This window comes from Aerococcus viridans (genome assembly GCF_001543285.1).
Lineage (GTDB): Bacteria > Bacillota > Bacilli > Lactobacillales > Aerococcaceae > Aerococcus > Aerococcus viridans.
In genome coordinates, this window is sequence record NZ_CP014164.1 from 1411173 (window position 1) to 1434395 (window position 23223).

Genomic DNA, 23223 nt, shown 5'->3' on the forward strand with positions numbered 1-23223 from the left:
CCTCAATGCTTACGCTCATTAGTACTATTATACCTTATTTTTAGGTGTTTTTGGAAATTACCTACTTTGTTTTTATAGATATACCTAAAAAAAATGTTATTTTCTTAACGATGACTCTTAAGAAAAAAAGCAATACCTAAATCTAGCACAATCAAAAAGAGCATGACACTTTGTCATACCCTTCTCAATCTTTCATTTCTGAAATCATGCTATTTTAAAAAGTCGTCGATATTCATTTCATCTAACGGATGAACGTCATATACCGTCGCCTGTAATTTTGCATAATCTAAATAGTCATTCGCGTGTAACTTCTTAATTTCTTGAATACGGGCACTAAATTTCTTTGGTGCCTGACGTTTCCACGCAAAATCTTTAAAATATTCTTCAATGTCTTGCCATTCTATCCCATTATATCCTTGTTTTTTAATACTTTGAGATTTTGAAAGAAACCATGGACGAAGACACAGGAATTCAAAGTTCGAAACTTTCATAATGGCCTCCGTAACGAAAGGTTCAATCATTCTGAATCAAGCGGTTGCTGTGACTAGATTTGATCGTCCTCTTGGTGGTCGCCTGCTCCTACATTTTCAATGACTACATCATTTTCGCGTGCTTCTTCTTCAGCAGCATCGCTCATGATGTCGTTAGCCATTTCAGTATTCATTGGGTCAGCTTTTTGCGTACGCGCAACTGAACGACGGTCAAATACTAAGTAGACGCCTTCACAGTCTAAAGTGATAGTGTTTTTAGTTTCATCGATTTCAGCAATGACACCGTGTAAACCACCGATTGTTACTGCTGAATCACCAACTGCCATTGCAGCCATCATTTCTTGTGTTTCTTTTTGACGTTTTTGTTGTGGTCTAATTAACATGAAGTACATTAAAGCCACTAAAACAACGATATATAATATTGTTCCCATTAAGAATAACCTCCTGTTTGATTATTTGTTCACATATGAACGCTTAATTTTTTTCATCAGTAGCATAATCGTACCATAAAGTACCCGCTATTTACATAAGTTTAGCCTTCTGCGGCAAAAGTTTTAGCAAGTCCGCACCTAGCCCTTTTTCAAAAGGAAGGGTCTTGACCTAGAAAGCGGTTTTTTGAACCTTGCCGTAATATTGCAAGAAGAATTCATCTCTAAAGTCCAATAGACGGTCTTCGCGAATAGCGTCTTTAATTTGCTCCATCAAATTGATTAAGAAATGCAAGTTGTGGATTGACGTTAATCGTAGTGCAAATGTTTCATTGGCTTTCAATAGGTGACGGATGTAAGCGCGTGTGTAATTACGGCAAGTGTAGCAGTCACAATTTGGATCTAATGGCGTGAAGTCACGAGCGTATTGGGCATTTTTGATGACTACACGGCCTTGACTGGTCATGGTAGTCCCGTTACGTGCAATACGAGTAGGCAATACACAGTCAAACATGTCAACACCGCGGATAACCCCTTCAATCAAGGCATCCGGACTACCGACACCCATTAGGTAACGCGGTTTGTCTTCAGGCATGACAGGTGTTAGGTAATCTAAAACCTTGTACATATCTTCTTTCGATTCACCAACTGATAAACCTCCAATTGAGTAACCTGGGAAGTCCAAACCAATCATATCTTTGGCGTGTTGTAGACGTAAGTCTTTATAGCCAGCACCTTGTAAAATCCCGAATAATGCTTGGTCATCTGGTCGTTGGTGGGCGTTTAAACCACGTTCAGCCCAACGTGTTGTACGGTGAATCGATTTTTCAACGTAGTTGTGGTCGTGGTTGAAGTCTGGACATTCGTCAAATGACATAATGATGTCCGCACCCAAGTTATTTTCGATATGGATGGCTTTTTCTGGTGATAAGAATAATTTCTTACCGTCTAAGTGAGACTTGAAGGTGACCCCTTCTTCCTCAATTTTTCTAGAATCAGCCAGCGAGAATACTTGGAAGCCACCTGAATCGGTTAGAATTGGTTTGTCCCAGTTCATGAATTGATGTAAGCCACCTGCTTCTTTGACTAGGTCATCACCTGGACGTAACCATAAATGATAGGTGTTAGACAGAATGATTTGGGCATTCATATCCGTTAACTCTTCAGGAGACACAGCCTTTACAGATGCTTGCGTACCAACAGGCATAAATACCGGTGTTTCGATCGTACCATGAGGGGTTTCCACTTGGCCTAAACGCGCACCCGTATGCTTTTCTTTTTTATGTAATGTATATTTTAATGCACTACTCGTCATTAGAATTCCTTTCTTTCTACCACACATGCTACTTTTTGAATCAAAATAATTGATGTGTGTACGACTAGATTTCTACCTAGTCCAACATATTGACAACCAAACAATGTTACCATGCATCCGGCCTGCAAGCAAGGGGTATAGGCCACTTCATAGGCCTTTCTAGCTGTTTTCTAATTTAAGCCAGATAGGATATTTTCGATATCGTTTTTGATTTGTCCTTCAACTTCCGCAATATCAGAAGCTTTATATTGGCACTCAATCGCAACAGGAATGGCTGGGTCTATCTCTTTCAAGACGGCAACAATGTCCACGTCCCCTACCGATAAGCCTGCTAAACTAGTATTGGTCGCTTGTTCCACTTGTTTTAGGTGAACATAATGGACCAATGGTAAGACATTTTTCACCGCGGCTACTGGATCTTCATCGAAATATAAGAAATTGCCCACATCGAAGCACATCCCCACTTTGTCGTTGCCATTATCCTGTAAAAAGGCTTTAAAGTGGTTGCTAGCGCCTGTTGCTTGTGTGTTGTCATTTTCCAAGGCTAGAGAAATACCGAAACGATCAATTAAGTTATAGACTAGGATCATATCTTGCGCCACTGTTTCTGGGCTGTAGGCACCTAAGTTGACCTTCAATTGTACAGCGCCCACCGCTTGAGCCAATTCAAAGAAGTTTTCTAATTCAGGGTTCACCAAACCTTCTTCAAATAAAGGTGCTGGCACAGAAAGGAAAACAGTTAAGCCCGCTTCTTTGTTTGCAGCTTTTAGGTCCACCAATTCTTGATCTGAACCGTCAAAGTACTCACTTCTCAATTCAATATTGTCAAAACCCAACCCTTTAACAGAACCAATTATATCTAATTGCCCAAAACTTTCTTGTGCCATCAATTCACCAGAGGCAATTGTATTTAAAACCCAGTTCATTATTGATACTTCCTCTCTGATTTAAAACTCGGATAAACTAAAAGGGGCTGTCTCACAGCCCCTTTTGCATGCTAAGAAAGTCGTGATATCAGGTTCCCATAGTCAGAATTGTCCGACACTTCTCAAAATGTGCGGTTAATGCTAAGCGACTATTGTCACACCTATCTTTTAGCTACTGGTTTGTCCAGTATTTCTTTTAATAAGATACCACGTTTTAGGTTATCTTGATTAGATAAAGCTAATATTTCGCGTTGATTTCGTGATTTTTTCTTGCTTTCAGTCGTCACACGTAAATCTTTACCTGGATTTTTCATTTCCTTAAACAATTGGCCTACTTCTCTATCAAAACGGTCCGCTTCACGGTCATACATTTCATCCATTTGCTGCAATTCTTTCCCTAATTCAAGGACATTGGCAGCCATTTCTTGGTCAAAATAATCACCATTCGACACATCCCAACCCATTCCTTCACCATCAAGCGCGGTACTTTGACCGCCCTCAGCTTGCTTTAAGGTTGCATGTTGGTTTTGACGCTTCTGGCCCCCCATAGCTTGATTTTGTTTAGCATACTGCTGACCACGATTTTGTTGATTTGCATTTCGTCTTTGATCCTGTTGCTTTGTAACTTGAATCTTTTCAGCCTTCACTTCTTCAAATGACTTCTGCGCATCCGCATCCACTTCATCTATATACTCTTGCGCTTTAGCTAGATAATTCGCCAAGGTTTTTGGCTTCTTATCTTCTTGGTATCTACCGCGACTGGTACTTTGACGATTTAAAGTTTGTCGAGTCTGTCGAGCTTGGGTTTGGCGCGTGTTTCTTTGTCGATTCACGCCGTTTTCACTCATCCGCGAAGGTTGATTAGAAGCATCAAATCGTTTCGCTTTCGCCTTCTCTTCTGCTTCTAGCTTCTTTCGATGATCCTTGTAAAAGCTGTGCGCTAGCGCAAAGACGAAGATCAGAATTCCAATCAGTTCCATTATTGATCACCTGAATTGTATTCAGAATCTCCTTCAGAAAGACTTTCGCGCATCTTCGTATCCGCTTGAATATTTTGCATATTGTAGTAGTCCATTACCCCAATTTTACCGTTTCTAAAGGCCTCAGCTAAGGCTTCTGGTACTTGAGACTGTGCTTCCACAACTTTCGCGCGCATTTCTTGCGTTTTCGCAATGTTTTCTTGTTCTTGGGCAACGGCCATCGCACGACGCTCTTCAGCTTTCGCTTGGGCAATTCGTTTATCCGCTTCCGCTTGCTCTGCCTGTAATTTCGCACCGATGTTACGGCCTACATCAACGTCCGCAATATCAATCGATAGGATTTCAAAAGCTGTTCCAGAGTCTAAACCTTTTCGCAAAATAGTTTGTGAAATCACATCTGGGTTTTCCAAAACATCTGAGTGTGTCACTGCTGAACCAACGGTGGTAACAATACCTTCACCTACACGGGCGATGATAGTAGATTCACCAGCACCCCCAACTAAACGTTCAATATTAGCGCGTACAGTTACTTTCGCTTTAGCACGTACTTCTATCCCATTCATCGCAACTGCAGAAATAATGGGTGTTTCAATCACTTTAGGATTAACAGACACTTGAACAGCCTCAAATACGTCACGGCCCGCTAAGTCAATGGCTGCAGCTTGTTCAAACTCTAGGTCAATATTGGCGCGTTGGGCTGCGATTAAGGCATCCACGACCATATTGATATCCCCACCCGCTAAATAGTGGGCCTCTAAATCATTTAGATCAATGGTTAATCCGGCTTTTGTCGCCTTAATCAAAGGTTTAATAATGTTATTTGGATTTACCCGACGTAGCCGCATGCCGACTAAATCGCCTATCCCCACCTTAACACCAGAGAAATAAGCTGTTACCCAAAGGCCAACTGGCACAAAGGTAAAGAATAAAATTAAAACGACTAGAATAAGAATGGCTAAAATCAAAATTCCCCAAATACTTGTGTCATTTCCATACGAACTACTCATGGTTCACTCTCCTTACTAATAATTGATTGTTACGAATCCTCACAACAACCACCTGTTCATCACTACCAATCACTTCATTGTCACTCATCACTTCCAAGATATTCCCGTCCGAGAAAGTTGCCTTCCCAGTCGGTCTCAGTGGCGTAAGCGTCACAGCCTCTTGCGAAACATAATCCGCAACAGACACACTCTGCGATTGATAACCTCTCTCCCGATTCAAAGATGTATTCAATACGATTTGATCGTTAAAAGGAATCCGGTAACCCAACTTGACTAAAATATAAAAGGCCACGATACCCACAACAACACCGATAGTTAAATCTACCACCGCGTCACCAATATCAGCAGTCTGTCCCATCAATCCCCAGGCACCGATCAACAAACCTACGACACCCAATATTCCGTAAGTAGGTAAAAATACTTCGGAAATAATCAAGACTGTCCCTAAAGCGAAAAGCACTAGCGACAACCAAGACCCATTGTCATACAAACCAAAATACAATAAGAAAGATCCCGCACCCACAATGCCTCCAAGCATATAATGACGCGTCATCATTCCAGCGATAATGGCTAGGATACCAATGGAAAATAATACTGTCTCCATTTCTCCACCTCCATCCATCTTCTATACTATATATTTTACCATATTGAAAGACCGCTTTCATAATGATAGCCTAGCTTCAACGGTTTCTCCTCTTTGAAAACAAACTTATGCGATAAAAAAATTCTCCGCAAATTAGGCTTACTACCCGTTTGCGGAGAATTGATCTATTACTTATTTTTTATATAGGTTTAATTTTGGACTAAGGGTGTCACATCAAACTTGATTTCATGATTTTCATCAATTGAGATATTCACTGCATGTTGCTTACTGATCGTACCTGCAATGATGGCACGTGCTACTGGTGTTTCCACTTGGTTGGTGATGAAACGACGCAATGGTCGTGCACCAAATTGTGGATCATAAGCAGTGTCACCAATCCAGCTCACCAATTCATCACTAAATGTTACAGCAATTTCTTGGCTAGCTAAGCGGTCACTTAATTGTGCTAACATCTTGCGTACGATACCGTCCATATCATTGTGTGATAATGGTCTGAATAAAATAGTGTCATCGATACGGTTTAAGAATTCAGGTCTAAAGTGCATTTTTAAAGCACTTTGAACAGCTTCTCTTGCTTCATCATCGATTTCGCCATTCTCATCAGTACCGTCTAACAAGGCATCTGATCCTAAGTTACTTGTCATAATGATGATGGTATTTTTAAAGTCTACAATCCGACCTTGTGAGTCAGTTAGACGACCGTCATCTAAGATTTGTAACAGGATATTGAAGACATCTGGATGGGCTTTTTCAACCTCATCTAGTAAGACCACTGTATATGGATTACGACGTACAGCTTCGGTTAATTGGCCACCTTCTTCGTAACCAACATAACCAGGCGCTGCCCCGATTAAACGAGTCACATTGATTTTATCCATGTATTCACTCATATCAAGACGGACCATGTTGTTTTCTGAATCAAACATGGCTTCAGCTAAGGCTTTAGCCAGCTCAGTTTTACCAACACCAGTCGGTCCTAAGAATAAGAATGAACCTAACGGACGGTTTGGATCTTGAACACCGGCACGTGAACGTAATACCGCATTTGTCACGCTATCAACTGCTTCATCTTGACCTACCACACGTGTATGTAAGGTGTCATCTAAGTGAAGTAATTTTTCACGTTCCCCTTCGACTAATTTATTCACAGGGATCCCAGTCACTCTTGAAACCACTGCGGCGATAGAGTCTTCAGTTACAGATTCTTCTACCAAACGGTCAGCACTCTTGTCTGCATGCTCGTGGTAGGCTTTTTCCATATCTGCTAATTCTTGTTCCAAGGTTGGAATAATCGCATGTTTTAATCTGGCTGCTTCTTCAAGATTGTATTCATTTTCCGCTTGCTCCAAAGCATGTTTGGCATTTTCAATTTCTTGACGTTTAGCGTTGATATCAGACATACCGCCTTTTTCAACTTGCCATTGCATGGTTAATTGGTTAGTTCTTTCACGGACCTCGGCTAACTCTTCTTGAAGGTCAGCTAACCGGCGTTTACTTGCCTCATCTTTTTCTTCTAGTAAGGCTTTTTCCTCAATTTCTAGTTGAATTAAACGACGACGTTCTTGGTCTAACTCTGTTGGCAATGAGTTCATTTGCACGCGGATTTCAGCACTAGCTTCATCCACCAAATCAAGGGCCTTATCCGGTAAGTACCGGTCAGTGATGTAACGGTCTGACAATTCAGCTGCCGCTACTAAAGCTTGGTCATGTATCGTTACTTCATGGTGCAATTCATACCGTTCTTTCAAACCACGTAAGATTGAAATAGTATCTTCAACACTTGGTTCTTTGACTAAGACACGTTGGAAACGACGTTCCAAAGCCTTGTCTTTTTCCATGTATTGACGATATTCATCTAAGGTTGTGGCACCAATGCAGTGCAATTCGCCACGAGCCAACATCGGTTTAAGTAAGTTTCCAGCGTCCATTGACCCTTCAGTCTTACCGGCACCTACAATGTTGTGGATTTCATCGATAAATAAGATAATCCGGCCGTCTGCCTTTTTCACTTCATTTAAGACTGCTTTCAACCGTTCTTCAAATTCACCCCGGTATTTAGCCCCTGAAATCAAGGCACCCATATCTAACGAGAAGACTGTTTTGTCTTTTAAGTTGTCAGGGACATCTTTTTTTACAATACGTTGGGCTAAACCTTCAACGATAGCGGTTTTACCTACACCAGGTTCACCAATTAGGACCGGGTTATTTTTAGATTTACGAGACAAGATACGGACCACATCACGAATTTCTTCATCACGTCCGATGATAGGATCCATTTTACCTGCTTTAACTTGTTCGACTAAGTCGACGCCATATTTCTCTAAAGCTTCGTAATTTTCTTCTGCTTGTTTACTTGTCACACGATCACCCTGTCTCAAATCTTCAATTTTTTCTTCTACTGCTTTGGCGGTAATTTGATGTTTTTTAAACCATTTTGCAAGGTCTGTATAAGCGACATCATTCAGTGCCGCTAGCACCATTTCGGTGGCTAAGAATTCGTCACCTTGTTTTTCTGCACGCGCTTGGGCTTTTTGAATCAATTCACCCAAACCACGTGATAGCCCTTGGCCATATTGTACATTTGTACCTTGGACCACTGGTACCGCATCTAATTCACGGTTTAATTCTTCTGTAAGTTCTGCCATTGGCACATTTAAATCTTCATAAAAGTCATAAGCAAAGTTTCCAGGTTGCACTAACGCTGTAAACATATGGGGAATACCAATTTCTTGATGTTTACGTGTCATAGCAATTTGTTGGGCATTTGCGATTGCCTCTTGTAAGGTTGTAGTCATTTCCATGTTTGCCATTTCACATCTCTCCTTTTCACTTTATGTATATAGTATAGCAAATTGGTCAGGATAGGTCAAACATTTATTAGTGATATTTTTGACTTTTTTAACCATCAGAATCCTTGATATATCAGTATTATATTAAAACTTAACTATAAACATCAAACTAAAGGTCAATATGTGACCACTTACTTTCTTTGACCAATTCAATATGGCGCACATCATCCCACAAAATCTTCTGACTACCGATTAAAAAATAGAAATAATTACTCTCCCCATTAAACCAACCAAAGATACGATCAAGGTAGCGGCCTAAATGATCTTTCAAAGACAATTGAATAGAAACAGGATAGTGGTTTAACCAAGCTTCCTGCAAGACTTGGTCAACCTCTTCCCTCGTCATCTCTGGCAGTGGAATAGATGCCTTAGCTGCATCTTTATGGTTGGTTTGAATGCCTTTGACCAATTCATCCATGGCATAAGCAGTAGCCCACTTCATACCAAAGGTCCGGTCTTCGTATTCGTTATAAGGCGTGAAGTGTTTACGGGTCCTTGGGTGTCGTTGCTTTTTCAACCAAGACAGTTGGGCCCGTCTTCTAGCGTTCGGGAGTTCCCAAGGTTCAAGCCGCTTAGCCATGCGCCTCACCTTCGATACCCGCCATACCACCAGCATGTCCGCCGACCAAACTAGACCGGTCAATTGCCCGACCGCCAGCTTTAAGAGACGAGGCATAGACCAAACTCTTAAAACCGTATTTCTTACGGATGGTATCTACAATCACATCTGTTTTCATGTCCGCTACTTGATTATTTTCACTTTCAAATAAATTTAATTGAATTGCTTGATGGTAAACAAGGTTGCCACTGTATAAAGAAATATGCCGGATGACTTGGTTTTCATAAAGTAAGGACAGCAGGTACAAGGCCACTTCAGCAATCACCTTACTTTGATTGGTCGGTGTTACCTTGACTTGCTTATGAATACCCCTTTTACCACTTGTATCAAAGTAGCCCATAGAATAGCCTAAGCCAAGACCGACGACTTGGGTTTGCGCGCCAGCTCGTCTTAAACGGGTACCAATTTGGTCAGCCATTTCCTTGACGACGACAGCAATTTCATCCTTATCGGTGTAGTCTCTTGGTAGCACTTGACTGTTGCCAATGGACTTGTCCTTTGTGGTATAAGGGGTGCCGAGAAAAGACCGGTCCACGCCCCACGAATGGGCATAAAGTTGGGCACCCATGACCCCTAATTTATCTTTTAATACGTAATAAGAAGAATGGGCGAGGTCATAGACATTATTAATACCCATCCCCTTTAGCCGGCGGGCCATTCGGTGGCCAATACCGCAGACTTCTGTTAAATCAGCAATCTGCCATAGGGTATCCGGCACATCCTCATACCGCCATTCAGCAATCATATCGCCCTCCTTTTTCGCGCCAATATCTAAGGCCACTTTGGCTAGAAACGGGTTATCGCCAATGCCAATCGTGGTATAAATGCCGGTCTGGTCATAGACATCCTTTTGTATTTTCTGAGCCATTTCGTATGCATTATTCACCTTAAATAGGCGAAATGAATCCGTCACATCTAGGAAACTCTCATCTATTGAAAATACGTGATGGTTGGCTTCGTCCACGTAGCTTTTATAGATCCGATTAATCTCTTGATTCTTCTCCATATAAAACCGCATACGCGGTTGAGCGATCACCAAATCTTCTGGATAGGGATAAGGTAAATCACGGGCCCGGGTCACGTTGGAAATATTAAAGGCTTTCTTAGCGGCGGGTGAGCTAGCCAAAATAAGGCCCGAGCCCCTACTCTGACCACCTTTTTCATCATGATAGGACATGACCACTAATTTTGTTGTTAGTGGGTCTAAATCACGCGCTACTGCCTCCACCGAAGCATAAAATGACTTACAATCGATACACAAAATATCGCGACTGGGTTCCTTTGAATAGTCAAACGTTACATTATTTGCAAACATCCTCAGTCCTCCTTAGTTTAGATATTTAATCTTTTATTCCAAAAAAATCGAACGTGTGTTCCTGTCAATAATAGAACGTACGTTCGGTAAATACAAGTGATTTCAAAGGAAATGTTGAAACAAAAATAAAAAGACCACGATCCGTACGGTCGCAGCCTCCTCAGTTAACTATTTAAATACAATTTTAGTCTTCCTTTTTTATCTTCTTCGTCTTACTCTTCTTCGCGCTCAACTACTAAGTCAATCGCCATTACCACACCTAAAATAATCGGCACCACGTCAGCCGGCACATGGTCTTCGATATCAATCACAAAAGTATCGCGAATTGAAATCAACTTACGGTCGATACGGGCAATTTGGTCGCCATTTTCATCCGTAATACGGAAATCAAAATCAAGAATATTCCCCTTCACATTCCAATCCAATGACGTGACCTTGTAGTTATCTCTAAATAAGGAAACCTTCTTGCGGATTTCAGCTACCTTGTCATTATTTTCATCATACACATCGACCGTTGGCATCAAATCAATCATTTGCTCTTTCACTTGCGCCACTTCTTTATCCTGAGCTAGGTCAATAATGCGAAATTGTTGGCCAATTGACAGCCATTTATTCTTGATTTTATAAACAGGATCGCCATCTTCATTCTTCAAATTAAAGTCGCGTTTCAACGATAGTAATTGGTTTTTCATATATAATTTCACTATCTTATCACCCTTTCTACTGTTAACTCATCGATCACTATACCCTTATACTAAGAAAAATTCACATGATATCACTCATACTTTAGTCCGAAATCTAAGGTATAATTAGAAAGAGAATCCATCATCGTAAAGGAGTTATTATGTATTTAACCATTTTCGCTATCTTGCTCGTTGTCGCCGGTTTCGTTAACGGGTTTATCTTTTTATTTAAATATCCCAAAGAATTTCAATCGACAAAAATCGTCCATGGTTTCTTAACCCTATCCTTACTTCTTATCGGCCTATATTTATTGATAAAAAATGTATAAACCAAAAATGCCAACAATTGCAATTTACACAACGGCTGGCATTTTCGGTTATAAGTCTTAACTTTTGAATACGAGATAACAAAAAAGAAAGCTTTTACTGATATGAAACCCTACCGTTAAACTGAACAAATAAAAAAGAGAGTTACGCTACCCACAAAAGATGATCCCGATAAGCTGTCGGGGTCATCTCCATTTAGGATTTCTTTTACTTCTGCGACAGTCTTATCAACGTCATACTCGTAACGTTGTTCCAGTATTTTGTCACTAATAATTAACTCGCCTTTATTAATATAATCCTGAATTTTCATAATTGTTATTACTGTAGATGTTAAAATCGAATTTGGATCATTTTTCAAATTGGATAAAGTTGTGCGACGCAAAATTTCTCATTTGAGAAACTACACCAACATGAAGTTTCCAAATATAGCTTATTTGTAATTGAAAGTATACAATCTTTCACAATCAGGATAAAAGCCCGATTACTCATACCGCCACTCCTTGATTAAGTCCATATAAGAATGTAGTTTTGGAATTTCCATGATACCTACACTGTTTTTACTTGTCATCAATGAAAATATACAAAAATGTATGTTTAAAAGAACTTTTTTTGTTACAAAAAATGATTTCATCTGAAAATTAAGAAAACGGTTGCAACCAACGTAGAGAAAGATTGAATGCGTTTTCAATAATAGGTATACTTTATTTATAAAGATGTTAAAGAATTCACAAAGGAAGAGGTTATATTATGGTAAAAGTTGCGATTGTTACAGGTGCTGGTCAAGGGATTGGGTTAGCGATTGCTAAACGTCTACATGCAGATGGCTTTAAAATTGGTATTGTTGATTATAATCCCGAAACAGCTGAAGCTGCTGTAGCCGAATTCCCAGAAGGTGATGCTATTGCTGCAGGCGCAGATGTGTCTAAACGTGAACAGGTATTTGAAGCATTTGATAAAATTGCAGCACATTTTGGTGATTTAAATGTAGTTGTCAATAATGCGGGTGTTGCACCGACAACACCATTAGAAACAATTACCCAAGAAATGTTCGACCAAGTATATGGTATCAACGTAGCAGGTGTAATCTGGGGTGCACAAGCTGCTCAAAAACACTTCAAAGCCTTCGGTCACGGTGGTCGAATCATCAATGCTACGTCACAAGCAGGGGTATTGGGTAACCCTGAATTAGCTTTATACTCAGGCTCAAAATTTGCAGTCCGCGGTATTACACAAGTATTAGCCCGTGACCTAGCTCAAGATGATATTACTGTGACAGCATACGCACCTGGTATCGTGAAGACACCAATGATGTTTGGTATCGCTCACGAAGTAGGAGTCAATGCAGGTAAAGACGATGAGTGGGGTATGAATCAATTCGCACAAAACATTACCCTTAAACGTCTATCAGAACCAGAAGATGTAGCCAACGTAGTAGCATTCCTAGCTGGACCAGACTCAACATATATTACAGGTCAAACAATCGTTGTTGATGGTGGTATGGTCTTCCACTAAGCTAAATGATTTGATGAATTTTGATAACACCCTTCGAGAAATCGGGGGTGTTTTTGTTGAATACACAAATCAAACGTTTATCTAATCTTGGATCACGTTGATTTAAGATCAATATACATGTATTCCCCGTATGTATATAACTATATTTTTAGGAGATAAATCATAAATAGCTAGAAGAGAATAATTGATTAAATTCATGTTTTTTTCATTTCATAGTAAAATTTCATTATGACAGTAATGAATAATTAAGGATATTAATTGTCTGACTCAAAATTTAGGTTTAAGAAAGGAGTCATAATGGCAAACCAGTTCTATTCCAACAGTCAAAGCTATACTGAAATTGAACAAAATGTATTAGATTATATTGCCAGTTATCAAACTGATTTAAAAGATTTGAACATACAAAAATTAGCATATGAAACTTTAACTTCAAAATCAACAATTTTTAGATTAACGAAAAAGCTATGAAAGTTGCTTGCTCTAGAAGTAAAAAATAAGAGAACAGGCATCTTAGCAACCTGTTCTCTTATTTTGTGTTTCCAATATTATACCTTTATATTCATTTAAAATATTGTTACACGTTAATGTAGTAATAGTCATAACACATGGCTAGCGACTCTTCATTAGTAACTGAATTGCTTGTTGAATACGCTCTTCACCTGTGCTACCATCTTTAATATTTTCTTGCACACATTCTACTAAATTTTCGGCAACAATTAAACTAATCGCACGATCAATACTAGAGCGAACCGCTGATAATTGAGTCACAATATCCACGCAATCTTTTCCTTCTTCCATCATATTCAAAACGCCATGCAATTGACCGTCAGAACGTTTCAAGCGATTCACAATTTTTTTATCGTATTCCATTAAACAATTTCTCCGTTCCAAGCAGAAATTCCGCCCATTACATTTATCACGTTGTATCCTTCTTGTGCTAATTGTTGACAAGCCATTGAAGAACGTGCTCCAGAGTGGCACATTACATAATACTCTTGGCTTTTATCCAATTTATTTTTTTCAGCTGAAAGATTACTTAAAGGAACATGGATTGCGCCGTCCAGGTGACCATTTTCCCATTCGTCGATTTCTCTAACGTCTACTAAAGGAAGATTATTTTCTTTCCATTTTTGTTCAAATTCTGACATTGATATTGAATTATACATTATTTTACCACCTTTTCTGGTTTTACAGTTGAGTAAAGAGCAAATGCGCCATCTAAATTTTTGGCTTGGTAGCCATTTTGTTTCAATATTCTTTCTGCTGCATAGCTACGCAGTCCACTGTGACAGCTGACAATAATCGGTTGATCTTTGGGCAACTCCGCCATGCGGTCTCGCAAACTATCTAAAGGAATATTGATTGCACCTTTTAAGCGGCCGTTGGATTTCAGTTCACCTTCATTTCGAACATCTAGCAGTAAATATCCTTCTGCTTGCTTGTCTTCTAATTCATACCATTGAATAGACTCACTAATGCCTTCCATAAGATTTAAAGCTACATAACCAGCCATATTAACAGGATCTTTAGCAGAACCAAATGGAGGGGCATAAGTGAACTCTAATTCCGGCAACTCCTGTACCGTCATTCCGGCTTTAATAGCTGTAGCAATGATATCAATCCGTTTATCTACACCATCTTCTCCGATGGCTTGAGCACCATAAATTTTACCTGTGGTCGGATGAAACAATAACTTTAATACAATAGTTTTTGCATTAGGATAATAGCCAGCATGACTTTTTCCTTGAATGTGTATCACTTCGTACGCCTCATCAGCTTGTTGCAATTGGCGTTCATTCAAACCAGTCGACGCTGCTGCCATTTTGAACACTCGTACAATCGCTGTCCCTATGCTACCTTTATTTTTACGGTCTAATCCGCTAATGACATCAGCCACTTGACGGCCTTGTCGGTTAGCTGGCGAAGCCAATGCAATCATTGTGTCTTCTCCGTTGATCTGTTGTTTAACGACAATCGCATCCCCCACAGCGTAAATATCTTTTTGACTAGTTTCATATTGGTCATCAACGACTATCCCACCGCGTAAACCTGTTTCGACACCGGCTGTTAAAGCTACCGTTGTTTCCGGTTTTACACCGACAGACATTAAAGTGATATCACTCTCCAAGCGTTCTCCATTTTCCAATACTACGATTTTACCTTTTTCTTCAAATGATTCAGCTGCCAACCCTGTATACAATTTTATACCATTAGCTACTAATTCTTTCGTTATATAAGCTGCCATTTCTTCATCAAAAGGTGGTAGTACATGTGGTGCTTTCTCCACAATAGTAACTTCTATTCCTCGTTGGGCTAAACTTTCTGCCATTTCTAGCCCGATAAACCCAGCACCTATGACAACTGCTTTTTTAGAGTTGTGTATATTGATAAAGTTGGCAATCGCATCGACATCAGGAACGGAACGTAAGGTAAATATATTCTCTGCTTCTTCTAATCCCTTTGCTTGTGGAATGAATGGTTTTGCTCCTGGGGATAAGATTAATTTATCATACCCCAGCGTGTATGTTTCTTGATCGGTTTTTACGACCACTTCTTTATTATCGGAATCGATAGAAATAGCTTCACTATTTGGCCGCACATCTAAATCGAATCTTGCTTGCAACGTTTCTGGCGTTTGAACTAACAAGTCCGTCCGTTCATCAATTTCTCCAGCGACATAATAAGGCAAACCACAATTAGCAAATGACACATAGGGCCCTTTTTCTAACACGATAATTTCTGCTGTTTCATTCAACCGTCTTAACCTTGTAGCGGCAGACATTCCGCCTGCTACACCACCTATAATGACTATTCTCATTAATTCTTACCTCCTTTTGTTGCGCCTGTCCAGGCCATCATGCCACCACGGACGTTGATAGCATCATGCCCTTGTTTCAGTAACATTTTCGTTGCTCGTTTACTACGCATTCCCGATTGACACACTACATAAACTTGACCTTTAGGCGTGTAGTTAGCAACTTTAGACAATGGCAGATTTTTAGCTCCTGGAATATGACCATTTTTAAATTCATGTGGTTCTCTCACGTCAATAATTTGCGGTTTATCGGTTAATTTCTTTTCCAATTCAGTGGTTGAAATCGTAGGCATTTTTTTAAAAAACATATTTTTTCTCCTCAATAGATGATTATTTTATGGTTACTTTTTCCGTTAAATACTCTTTCAGTAATTCTTTAGGTTGATAACCGACTATTTTTTCAACCGGTTGACCATCTTTATATAAAACCATAGTCGGAATGCTAATGACACCCAGTTGACTGGCTGTTACATTATTTTCGTCAATATTCAATTTTGCCATTTTAATTTTAGATGCAAACTCTGCTGCTAATTCTTCTAATACTGGTCCTAGCATTTTACATGGTCCACACCAAGGCGCCCAAAAATCGACTAGTGTAATCCCGTCTTGTACTTCGGATGCTAAAGTGCTATCAGTTACTTTTACTGTCATTTGATTATTCCTCTCTATTTATCTTTAGTTTGCTATTTCTTTTCACTGAAAATGTACTTAGCACTAGATCATATCCACCTTTAACAAATGGATGACACCGCATATACGTCCAGCTTGCATCAGAGACCCTTTTGTTGCGCCGTGTTTTCCCACCCCTTCAACAGCAGGGTGCGAGCAAGTGGGATACTCACGACATCTCGGCGGAAGCAGTGGTGAAATCACTTTTTGATAATCTTTAACTTGGTAAAAGGATGTTGCTTTTTTATATACCCCTATGCGTATTTATATTATACCCCCATAGGTATTATTTGTAAAGTTTTTTCTTACTGAAGGATGCAGACTGCAAATAACATTTTTTAATATTTTATTTGTTATCTAGATATAGTACTACCGAACAGTGTTAAATAGGCTTGAATATATAGGTAACTTAATGGTATCTAGTGATTTGAGAAACCATTGTAAATAGAAGAAGGATATTAACGGTATGCTTATTTTTTATCGCAGAGAAGCAAGAAATTAGACAACTACAGTAACAAATGCACGGAGAATCAAAAAATGAAAAAAAGAAACAATACGTCGGTTAATTCATTCAGGAACTCCTCTAGAAGTCTATTTCGGCATGCCTAATACTAATGTTGAAGAAAGGGAGAGAGTATAAAACTGAGTTGCTCCAGAAGTAAAAAAAATAAGAGAACAGGAAGTTTTACAACCTGTTCTCTTACTTTTAAATTTAAAGTTACATGCTATTTTGCAAACTGACTGTTATAAAGATCCGCATAGAAGCCACCCTTAGCCATTAAAGGCTCATGGTTACCTTGTTCAATGATATTACTGTGGTCCATAACTAAGATAATATCAGCGTTACGGATAGTTGATAAACGGTGGGCGATCACGAATGATGTTCTACCTTCCATCAATTTGTCCATAGCTTCTTGTAAGCTGTCGCATACTAGCTTTGGAAAAAGTATTTACATTTATAACTTGGCAATATCGGTCCGGTAAGTCAGTGATGCACCGTGAATCTGGTCCACAAGCTTGTAGGCTGCCTGGCGGGCGCTTTGAATGTCATCTGCTAAGGCAACTGGCGTGAGGACACGACCACCGTTTGTAATCAATTGCCCTGCTTCATCTGTCGTCGTCCCGTTATGGAAAATCAAGGCGCCTTCAGGTAAGGATTCAATCGCAACATGGTTGTCGTAAGCACCAGGATAGCCTTTAGAATATAAGACTACACCGACTGCAGCTTGTTTAGACCAGGTTAAATCTGTGGGTTTTAAAGTGCCAGCTAGGGTCTTTTCAAATACCGTCAGCAAGTCACTTTCAAGTCTAGGTAAAAGCACTTCCGTCTCAGGATCCCCAAAACGGACATTAAATTCCAAGACTTTCGCTTGGCCATCTTGAATCATAAAGCCGATAAATAAAATCCCATAAAAAGAAAATTTTTCAGCGATTAACCCACGTTCAATCTGCCCCAAAATAGCTTTGATCTGTGCCTCCAAGGCTGGATCAGTGGTTTCAGGCGTTCTTGGTAAAGAATAAACACCCACGCCACCCGTATTGGGCCCTAAATCGCCATCAAATGCCTTCTTATAATCTTGGGCCGTCTCCATGGGTACCAATTGGTTATTGGACACGAAACATAAAAGTGACTGCTCATAGCCGTCTAAATAGTCTTCAATAACGACTTGGCTAGCGGAATCACCGAAACTTTGATCAAGCAACATGTCTTTTAAAGTAGTTTCTGCTGCTTCAAGACTGTGACAAATCACAACGCCCTTGCCCTTGCATAAACCGTCCGCCTTAATAACGATTGGCAGGTCAGCTTGGTTGATATAGGCCTTGGCTTGAGCATAGTCAGCTGTGGTAAAAGAGTTAGCAGTTGGAATTTGATATTTATTCAAAAATTGCTTGGTCAAATCCTTGCTAGCTTCTAGTTGGGCGCTTATTTTGTCTGGACCAAAAACAGCAATACCAGCCTCTTGGAAAAGGTCAACAATGCCGGCACAAAGCGGATCCTCTGGCCCTACAATCACCAGCTCGATGGCCTCAGTTAAGGCAAAATCAAGTAAGCGGTCAAAGTCCATCACGTCGATTGGGACATTGGTATAATCACTTGCCGTACCTGCATTTCCAGGTGCTAGAAAAATATCAACTGGTCGGTTGGACTGGGCTAATTTCCAAGCAATGGCATGTTCTCTACCACCAGCACCAATAATTAAAATTTTCATGATTTCTCCTTAGGAATGAACAGCTCGTCATTAGTGTTTGAAATGACGCATGCCAGTGAACACAACTGAAATATCGTAAGCTTTAGCTGCTTGAATCACTTTCTCATCTTGGACAGAACCACCTGGTTGTACGATGGCTTTAATGCCATATTCATGTAAACTGTCGATGGTATCTGGGAAGAAAAAGCCGTCTGAAGCGACAACTGCCCCTTCTAACGGGAATTCAGACCGTTGTAAGGCATCTTCAAGCGCCCATACGCGACGCACTTCCCCGTGACCTAAAGCGTAGGTTTGTTTGTCCTTTGCAATGACCATAGCGTTTGACGCACAGTGTTTAGCCACTTTCCAAGCAAAGTCCATATCTTCTAACTCTTTGTCGGTTACTTGACGGTCTGTTTTAAGTTCAAGACCTGTTTCCGCGTAGATTGGTAAGTCTTTATCTTGGATTAACAAGCCGCCCACTGTTTCCTTATAAGTTGTCCCTTTACCCTTGAATTCACCTAATTTAGTCGATTTAACTAAACGTAGATTTTTCTTTTTGGCCAAAATGGCAAAAGCTTCTTCCGTAAAGTCAGGCGCCACAATAATTTCTAGGAAAATTTTCGACAATTCTTCAGCCGTTTCAGCATCAACCGTGCGGTTAAAACCAATAATCCCACCGAAAATAGACACTGGGTCCCCAGCAAATGCTTTTCTGTATGCGTCTGCCGGTGTATCAGCAACCGCTACCCCACATGGATTGGCATGTTTGACTGCCACACAAACTGGCTCGTCAAACTCTTGGACAAGGTCCATATTGGCCCGCATGTCATTGTAGTTGTTGTAAGAAATTTGTTTCCCGTGTAATTGTTCTAAGTCAAAGTCATCTTCAAGCGGACTTTCATAGTAAACAGCCGCTTGGTGAGGGTTTTCACCGTAACGCAATTCTTCCTTATAACGGAAGGCTTTTGTTAATAGTTCTGGGAATTTTTCATCAGCTAGGCCAGTAAAGTATTCAGCGATCATGGCATCATAGAAAGCCGTTAATCTAAAGGCTTTTGCCGCTAGATTTTCCCGTAATTCAAGAGTATTCTTATCATTTTCCAAAGCGTCAGCAACTAAATCATAATCCGCTGCGTCTGTAACAATTAAGACGTCTTTGTAGTTTTTAGCTGCTGCACGGATCATTGAAGGACCACCAACATCGATTTTTTCGATAATTTCTGCCTTAGATGAGGCCGTATTATTTACGGTTTCTTCAAATGGATATAAGCTGTTGATGACCATATCAATGGCATGAATCCCTAACTCGTCAACTGTTTCTTGATGTTCAGGAATGTCACGGTTGAATAAGATCCCACCATGAATATGTGGATGTAAGGTCTTCACACGCCCCTGTAAAATTTCAGGTGAATTGGTTACTTCTTCAACAGCAATCACCTTGATTCCAGCTTCTTCTAATAAAGATTTTGTCCCACCTGTAGAGATGATTTCCCAACCTAATTGGTCTAATTTGGTCGCAAATTCAACAATACCAGTCTTATCGTAAACAGAAATTAAAGCTCTTTTCATTTTTGTCTCCTTATGTCTCCGTAATATTTTTTTCTTCGCTTAATCGCTAAACCTAGCCGCCTAGACCGCCAATGACCTCAGCAATAGCTGTGACTAATATACTGTGTTCTACTGCTAAAACGCGTGCCTGCAAGGTTTCTGCAGTGTCTGTCGGCAAAACAGCAACGACTTCTTGAATCAAGATTTTCCCCTCATCAAAGTTTTCATCCACTAAATGAACGGTCGCCCCAGTTACTTTAACCCCGCGATTAATGGCTGCTTGATGGACTTTCAACCCGTAATACCCCTTACCTGAGAATGCCGGAATAAGTGACGGATGAATATTCAACATCCGGCCTTCAAAAGCTTGGACCAAGTCTTTGGCAATCAATTTCAAGTATCCTGCTAAAACCACAATATCCACGTCATAGCCCTGTAAAGTCGCTAGAATCTGCTCATCATCATTGGTATAAACTTGGTCAATCCCAGCCTTTTTGGCTCGTTCTAAACCATAAGCATCCACCTTATTTGAAATAACTACTGACACTTCAGCTGGTAGGTCACCTAGACGACAAGCATCTATAATGGCCTGCAGATTGGTTCCACCGCCAGAAATTAAAACGCCAATTTTGATCATACAAAAGATACTCCATCAGCTTGCGTCGTCACCTGACCTAATTTAAAGGCGCCGCTGTCATTAGCCGCTAAAACTTGTAAGGCCGCATCAACATCCGCTGGGTCTAGGAAAATGACCATGCCGATCCCCATGTTAAAGGTTCCAAACATTTCATCCTCTGCCACCTGGCCTAGATCTTGTAAATAATCAAAAATATCTAGCGTTGGGATTTGATCACGATTAACCGTTAAACCAAGCCCTTCAGGTAAAGTACGCGGTACGTTTTCAAATAAACCACCGCCTGTAATATGAGCCAAACCTTTAACAGTCATGGCATTGACTAAAGCCAGCACATCTTTAGCATAGATTTTTGTAGGTGTCAGTAAAACTTCGCCCACCGTCTTATTAGTATCTCGATATTGATCATTAAAATCAATCTTATTTTTTTCTAATATGGCTCTAACCAAAGAAAACCCATTAGAATGAACACCTGAAGACGGCAAGGCAATAGCGATATCGCCCGCTTTGATGTCTTTTCCTGAAATGATTTTTTCTTTATCGACAAGACCGACAGCAAATCCAGCTAAATCATAGTCGTCTTCGCCGTACATACCTGGCATTTCAGCAGTTTCACCACCGATTAAGGCAGCACCAGCTTGTTTACAACCATCGGCTACGCCTTGGACGATACTGGCCATTTTCTCGGGGACTAATTTACCTGTCGCAATATAGTCCAGGAAAAATAAGGGCTTGGCACCTTGGCAGATAATATCATTGACACACATCGCAACAAGATCAATCCCAACGGTGTCATGGATACCAACTTCTTGGGCCACCATTAATTTAGTTCCTACGCCGTCAGTCCCTGAAACTAAAACGGGCGCCTTCATATCCGGCGCACCCAGTTCAACCATACCTGAAAAGCCACCCGTTTCAGTCATCACCTGATCTGTATAAGTGGCTTTCATCATGTCTTTAATTAATTGCACCTGCTGGTAGCCGGCTTCTTTGTTGACCCCAGCAGACTTATAATCTAATCCCATTTTGATCTCCTATTATCTTCTATCTGTCACTTATTCTTCAGTAAAATAAGGTTCATACAGTTTATTGCGCCCGATGGCACGGTGAAAGCCATCTAAAGAAATATATTTCAAGCTGTCACAGCCAATCAGGTCTCTCACTTCCTCAATCGTCCGGTTGTAAGCCACAAGTTGGTGCTTGTCTGGAATATCCACGGTCATCGATTCACCCTTCACAACTGGTGGCGCAGCAATTCGCACATGAATCTTACTTGCCCCTGCTTCCTTTAAGGTGTTGACCGTTCGTTTAATAGTTGAACCTCGCACAATCGAATCATCGATTAAAATGACTTCACGGTTGGCCACAATACTTTTAATTGGGGTCAATTTGATTTCAATATTTCGTTCGCGAATGGTTTGCGATGACTGAATAAAGGTCCGGCCAATATAGCGGTTACGGACAAATCCTTGCTCATAGGGTAATCCTGACGCCTTAGCGTAACCCATAGACGAAATCACACCCGATTCTGGTGCCCCAATCACAATGCCTTTGTGCAATTGGTCTTCTTGCCACAAGGTTTCCCCTAAACGATAACGCGCATCATAGACAGAAATCCCGTCTAGAATGGAATCCGGACGCGCCGTATAAATAAACTCGAAGGCATCCAGGTTTTCGGTTGCTGCCATGTTGGCCGATAGGTAGTAAGAAATGCATTGTGTTTTTGTTTGAACAAACAATTCACCCGGTTGGATTTCACGAGTCACGTGCCCAGCAATCGAATCAATCGCTGCCGTTTCTGAACTCGCAATGATGGTATCGTCCATCTTCCCAATGGCTAAGGGTTTAATCCCGTCTAAATGTTTATAGGCGATAAACCGATCGTTGTTCATATAAATCAAGGTAAATTTCCCGATTAAAGCTTCAAAATAAGCCTTAATTATTTCAACATCTTGCCCTAGCACTTCAATACAAGCCTGGTAGGTGAAATCTTCATTTTCAATTTCCCCATCAATCGCCATTAAAGCCCCTTCATGGTAGAAAGGCATAGGCTCACTTTCCCGGTTTTCAAAGGGGTATTGGACAAATCCAATCCCCTTATTCCCCGGCATATGTTCAATCAAACCGTCACCAAAATGTTCACTGATTAACCCTTTTTCACGGATCAATTGACTGTCACCATCTGGCGTAATGGTCCCAATACCGACAGCCGCTTGCCCTCGGTGTTGCAAAGCATAGAGACCGTAATATAGATGCGGAAATGCTTCAATATTATCGAAAGCGTAAACGCCTAAAATACCACTCATTTA

At 40.4% G+C, this 23223-nt stretch carries 23 protein-coding genes and 2 pseudogenes; 2 read left to right on the forward strand and 23 right to left on the reverse strand.

Going from position 1 to position 23223, the window contains the following annotated elements:
• Positions 1 to 209: 209 nt before the first annotated feature.
• The 11 genes from AWM76_RS06735 to AWM76_RS06785 all read right to left on the reverse strand — a co-directional run bounded on the left by AWM76_RS06735 (position 210) and on the right by AWM76_RS06785 (position 11238).
• Positions 210 to 491, reverse strand: coding sequence for a post-transcriptional regulator (locus AWM76_RS06735; RefSeq protein WP_106427277.1), 282 nt, complete (start codon positions 489 to 491; stop codon positions 210 to 212).
• 53 nt (positions 492 to 544) lie between these two features.
• Positions 545 to 922 carry a preprotein translocase subunit YajC gene (gene yajC / locus AWM76_RS06740; RefSeq protein ID WP_060779364.1) on the reverse strand — a complete coding sequence of 126 codons (378 nt, stop codon included), beginning with the start codon at positions 920 to 922 and terminating at the stop codon, positions 545 to 547.
• 169 nt (positions 923 to 1091) lie between these two features.
• Positions 1092 to 2234, reverse strand: coding sequence for a tRNA guanosine(34) transglycosylase Tgt (gene tgt / locus AWM76_RS06745; protein ID WP_039935073.1), 1143 nt, complete (start codon positions 2232 to 2234; stop codon positions 1092 to 1094).
• Between the two features lie 170 nt (positions 2235 to 2404).
• A complete protein-coding gene (locus AWM76_RS06750; RefSeq protein WP_003141776.1) occupies positions 2405 to 3160 on the reverse strand; it encodes a sugar phosphate isomerase/epimerase family protein in 756 nt (251 codons plus the stop codon).
• 161 nt (positions 3161 to 3321) lie between these two features.
• A complete protein-coding gene (locus AWM76_RS06755; protein WP_003141777.1) occupies positions 3322 to 4140 on the reverse strand; it encodes a hypothetical protein in 819 nt (272 codons plus the stop codon).
• Positions 4140 to 5147 carry a flotillin-like protein FloA gene (gene floA, locus AWM76_RS06760; protein WP_003141779.1) on the reverse strand — a complete coding sequence of 336 codons (1008 nt, stop codon included), beginning with the start codon at positions 5145 to 5147 and terminating at the stop codon, positions 4140 to 4142. Before floA ends, AWM76_RS06755 begins: the two co-directional genes overlap by 1 nt.
• Positions 5140 to 5751 carry an NfeD family protein gene (locus tag AWM76_RS06765; RefSeq protein WP_106427278.1) on the reverse strand — a complete coding sequence of 204 codons (612 nt, stop codon included), beginning with the start codon at positions 5749 to 5751 and terminating at the stop codon, positions 5140 to 5142. The genes floA and AWM76_RS06765 overlap by 8 nt, the downstream gene beginning before the upstream one ends.
• 188 nt (positions 5752 to 5939) lie before the next feature.
• The gene (gene clpB / locus AWM76_RS06770) at positions 5940 to 8561 is read right to left on the reverse strand and encodes an ATP-dependent chaperone ClpB (RefSeq protein WP_003141782.1); all 2622 of its coding nucleotides are present in this window, start codon (positions 8559 to 8561) and stop codon (positions 5940 to 5942) included.
• A gap of 148 nt (positions 8562 to 8709) precedes the next feature.
• Positions 8710 to 9180, reverse strand: coding sequence for a hypothetical protein (locus AWM76_RS06775; protein WP_003141784.1), 471 nt, complete (start codon positions 9178 to 9180; stop codon positions 8710 to 8712).
• Positions 9173 to 10534 carry a Y-family DNA polymerase gene (locus tag AWM76_RS06780; protein ID WP_003141785.1) on the reverse strand — a complete coding sequence of 454 codons (1362 nt, stop codon included), beginning with the start codon at positions 10532 to 10534 and terminating at the stop codon, positions 9173 to 9175. Before AWM76_RS06780 ends, AWM76_RS06775 begins: the two co-directional genes overlap by 8 nt.
• Positions 10535 to 10746: 212 nt before the next feature.
• On the reverse strand, positions 10747 to 11238 hold the full coding sequence (locus tag AWM76_RS06785; protein WP_106427279.1) for an LURP-one-related/scramblase family protein: 492 nt from the start codon (positions 11236 to 11238) through the stop codon (positions 10747 to 10749).
• Between the two features lie 1053 nt (positions 11239 to 12291).
• On the opposite strand from AWM76_RS06785, the gene AWM76_RS06795 reads away from it, so the two are divergent.
• Both AWM76_RS06795 and AWM76_RS10440 read left to right on the forward strand, forming a co-directional pair.
• Complete coding sequence (locus AWM76_RS06795) at positions 12292 to 13056, forward strand: (S)-acetoin forming diacetyl reductase (protein ID WP_003141791.1); 765 nt, start codon at positions 12292 to 12294, stop codon at positions 13054 to 13056.
• Between the two features lie 297 nt (positions 13057 to 13353).
• Positions 13354 to 13524, forward strand: coding sequence for a transcriptional regulator (locus tag AWM76_RS10440; protein ID WP_003141793.1), 171 nt, complete (start codon positions 13354 to 13356; stop codon positions 13522 to 13524).
• A 141-nt stretch (positions 13525 to 13665) separates the two neighbouring features.
• Here AWM76_RS10440 and AWM76_RS06800 read toward each other — a convergent pair whose 3' ends face one another.
• The 12 genes and pseudogenes from AWM76_RS06800 to AWM76_RS06850 all read right to left on the reverse strand — a co-directional run bounded on the left by AWM76_RS06800 (position 13666) and on the right by AWM76_RS06850 (position 23220).
• Positions 13666 to 13926 (reverse strand): metal-sensitive transcriptional regulator, encoded by a 261-nt coding sequence (locus AWM76_RS06800; RefSeq protein ID WP_003141795.1) that lies wholly within the window; start codon positions 13924 to 13926, stop codon positions 13666 to 13668.
• Complete coding sequence (locus AWM76_RS06805; RefSeq protein WP_003141797.1) at positions 13926 to 14222, reverse strand: rhodanese-like domain-containing protein; 297 nt, start codon at positions 14220 to 14222, stop codon at positions 13926 to 13928. Before AWM76_RS06805 ends, AWM76_RS06800 begins: the two co-directional genes overlap by 1 nt.
• A complete protein-coding gene (locus AWM76_RS06810; protein WP_003141798.1) occupies positions 14222 to 15874 on the reverse strand; it encodes an FAD-dependent oxidoreductase in 1653 nt (550 codons plus the stop codon). Before AWM76_RS06810 ends, AWM76_RS06805 begins: the two co-directional genes overlap by 1 nt.
• A complete protein-coding gene (locus AWM76_RS06815) occupies positions 15874 to 16179 on the reverse strand; it encodes a rhodanese-like domain-containing protein (protein WP_003141799.1) in 306 nt (101 codons plus the stop codon). Before AWM76_RS06815 ends, AWM76_RS06810 begins: the two co-directional genes overlap by 1 nt.
• Before the next feature lie 22 nt (positions 16180 to 16201).
• Complete coding sequence (trxA, locus tag AWM76_RS06820; RefSeq protein ID WP_003141800.1) at positions 16202 to 16522, reverse strand: thioredoxin; 321 nt, start codon at positions 16520 to 16522, stop codon at positions 16202 to 16204.
• A gap of 4 nt (positions 16523 to 16526) precedes the next feature.
• Positions 16527 to 16798, reverse strand: a pseudogene (gene yidD / locus AWM76_RS10445) (membrane protein insertion efficiency factor YidD).
• Positions 16799 to 17265: 467 nt separating this feature from the next.
• A pseudogene (locus AWM76_RS06825) lies at positions 17266 to 17460 on the reverse strand (ABC transporter ATP-binding protein); the annotation flags it as partial.
• Between the two features lie 36 nt (positions 17461 to 17496).
• Positions 17497 to 18750, reverse strand: a complete 1254-nt coding sequence (gene purD, locus AWM76_RS06830) for a phosphoribosylamine--glycine ligase (protein WP_003141803.1) — start codon at positions 18748 to 18750, stop codon at positions 17497 to 17499.
• Positions 18751 to 18780: 30 nt separating this feature from the next.
• A complete protein-coding gene (gene purH / locus AWM76_RS06835; RefSeq protein WP_003141804.1) occupies positions 18781 to 20301 on the reverse strand; it encodes a bifunctional phosphoribosylaminoimidazolecarboxamide formyltransferase/IMP cyclohydrolase in 1521 nt (506 codons plus the stop codon).
• A 52-nt stretch (positions 20302 to 20353) separates the two neighbouring features.
• On the reverse strand, positions 20354 to 20917 hold the full coding sequence (purN, locus tag AWM76_RS06840) for a phosphoribosylglycinamide formyltransferase (protein ID WP_003141805.1): 564 nt from the start codon (positions 20915 to 20917) through the stop codon (positions 20354 to 20356).
• Positions 20914 to 21939: a phosphoribosylformylglycinamidine cyclo-ligase gene (purM, locus tag AWM76_RS06845; protein ID WP_003141806.1), complete on the reverse strand. Its 1026-nt coding sequence runs from the start codon at positions 21937 to 21939 to the stop codon at positions 20914 to 20916. The genes purN and purM overlap by 4 nt, the downstream gene beginning before the upstream one ends.
• Positions 21940 to 21969: 30 nt before the next feature.
• The gene (locus tag AWM76_RS06850; RefSeq protein ID WP_003141807.1) at positions 21970 to 23220 is read right to left on the reverse strand and encodes an amidophosphoribosyltransferase; all 1251 of its coding nucleotides are present in this window, start codon (positions 23218 to 23220) and stop codon (positions 21970 to 21972) included.
• Positions 23221 to 23223: the final 3 nt, after the last annotated feature.

Bases quoted from the DNA above. Each gene is read 5' to 3' on its own strand.
- AWM76_RS06795 (WP_003141791.1), top strand. From the start codon at position 12,292: ATGGTAAAAGTTGCGATTGTTACAGGTGCTGGTCAAGGGATTGGGTTA.
- AWM76_RS06805 (WP_003141797.1), bottom strand. From the start codon at position 14,222: ATGTATAATTCAATATCAATGTCAGAATTTGAACAAAAATGGAAAGAA.
- AWM76_RS06850 (WP_003141807.1), bottom strand. From the start codon at position 23,220: ATGAGTGGTATTTTAGGCGTTTACGCTTTCGATAATATTGAAGCATTT.
- AWM76_RS06780 (WP_003141785.1), bottom strand. From the start codon at position 10,534: ATGTTTGCAAATAATGTAACGTTTGACTATTCAAAGGAACCCAGTCGC.
- AWM76_RS06775 (WP_003141784.1), bottom strand. From the start codon at position 9,180: ATGGCTAAGCGGCTTGAACCTTGGGAACTCCCGAACGCTAGAAGACGG.
- clpB (WP_003141782.1), bottom strand. From the start codon at position 8,561: ATGGCAAACATGGAAATGACTACAACCTTACAAGAGGCAATCGCAAAT.
- yajC (WP_060779364.1), bottom strand. From the start codon at position 922: ATGGGAACAATATTATATATCGTTGTTTTAGTGGCTTTAATGTACTTC.
- purN (WP_003141805.1), bottom strand. From the start codon at position 20,917: ATGATCAAAATTGGCGTTTTAATTTCTGGCGGTGGAACCAATCTGCAG.
- trxA (WP_003141800.1), bottom strand. From the start codon at position 16,522: ATGACAGTAAAAGTAACTGATAGCACTTTAGCATCCGAAGTACAAGAC.
- purM (WP_003141806.1), bottom strand. From the start codon at position 21,939: ATGGGATTAGATTATAAGTCTGCTGGGGTCAACAAAGAAGCCGGCTAC.
- AWM76_RS06800 (WP_003141795.1), bottom strand. From the start codon at position 13,926: ATGGAATACGATAAAAAAATTGTGAATCGCTTGAAACGTTCTGACGGT.
- purH (WP_003141804.1), bottom strand. From the start codon at position 20,301: ATGAAAAGAGCTTTAATTTCTGTTTACGATAAGACTGGTATTGTTGAA.
- purD (WP_003141803.1), bottom strand. From the start codon at position 18,750: ATGAAAATTTTAATTATTGGTGCTGGTGGTAGAGAACATGCCATTGCT.
- tgt (WP_039935073.1), bottom strand. From the start codon at position 2,234: ATGACGAGTAGTGCATTAAAATATACATTACATAAAAAAGAAAAGCAT.
- AWM76_RS06735 (WP_106427277.1), bottom strand. From the start codon at position 491: ATGAAAGTTTCGAACTTTGAATTCCTGTGTCTTCGTCCATGGTTTCTT.
- AWM76_RS06815 (WP_003141799.1), bottom strand. From the start codon at position 16,179: ATGTTTTTTAAAAAAATGCCTACGATTTCAACCACTGAATTGGAAAAG.
- AWM76_RS10440 (WP_003141793.1), top strand. From the start codon at position 13,354: ATGGCAAACCAGTTCTATTCCAACAGTCAAAGCTATACTGAAATTGAA.
- AWM76_RS06810 (WP_003141798.1), bottom strand. From the start codon at position 15,874: ATGAGAATAGTCATTATAGGTGGTGTAGCAGGCGGAATGTCTGCCGCT.
- AWM76_RS06750 (WP_003141776.1), bottom strand. From the start codon at position 3,160: ATGAACTGGGTTTTAAATACAATTGCCTCTGGTGAATTGATGGCACAA.
- floA (WP_003141779.1), bottom strand. From the start codon at position 5,147: ATGAGTAGTTCGTATGGAAATGACACAAGTATTTGGGGAATTTTGATT.
- AWM76_RS06765 (WP_106427278.1), bottom strand. From the start codon at position 5,751: ATGGAGACAGTATTATTTTCCATTGGTATCCTAGCCATTATCGCTGGA.
- AWM76_RS06755 (WP_003141777.1), bottom strand. From the start codon at position 4,140: ATGGAACTGATTGGAATTCTGATCTTCGTCTTTGCGCTAGCGCACAGC.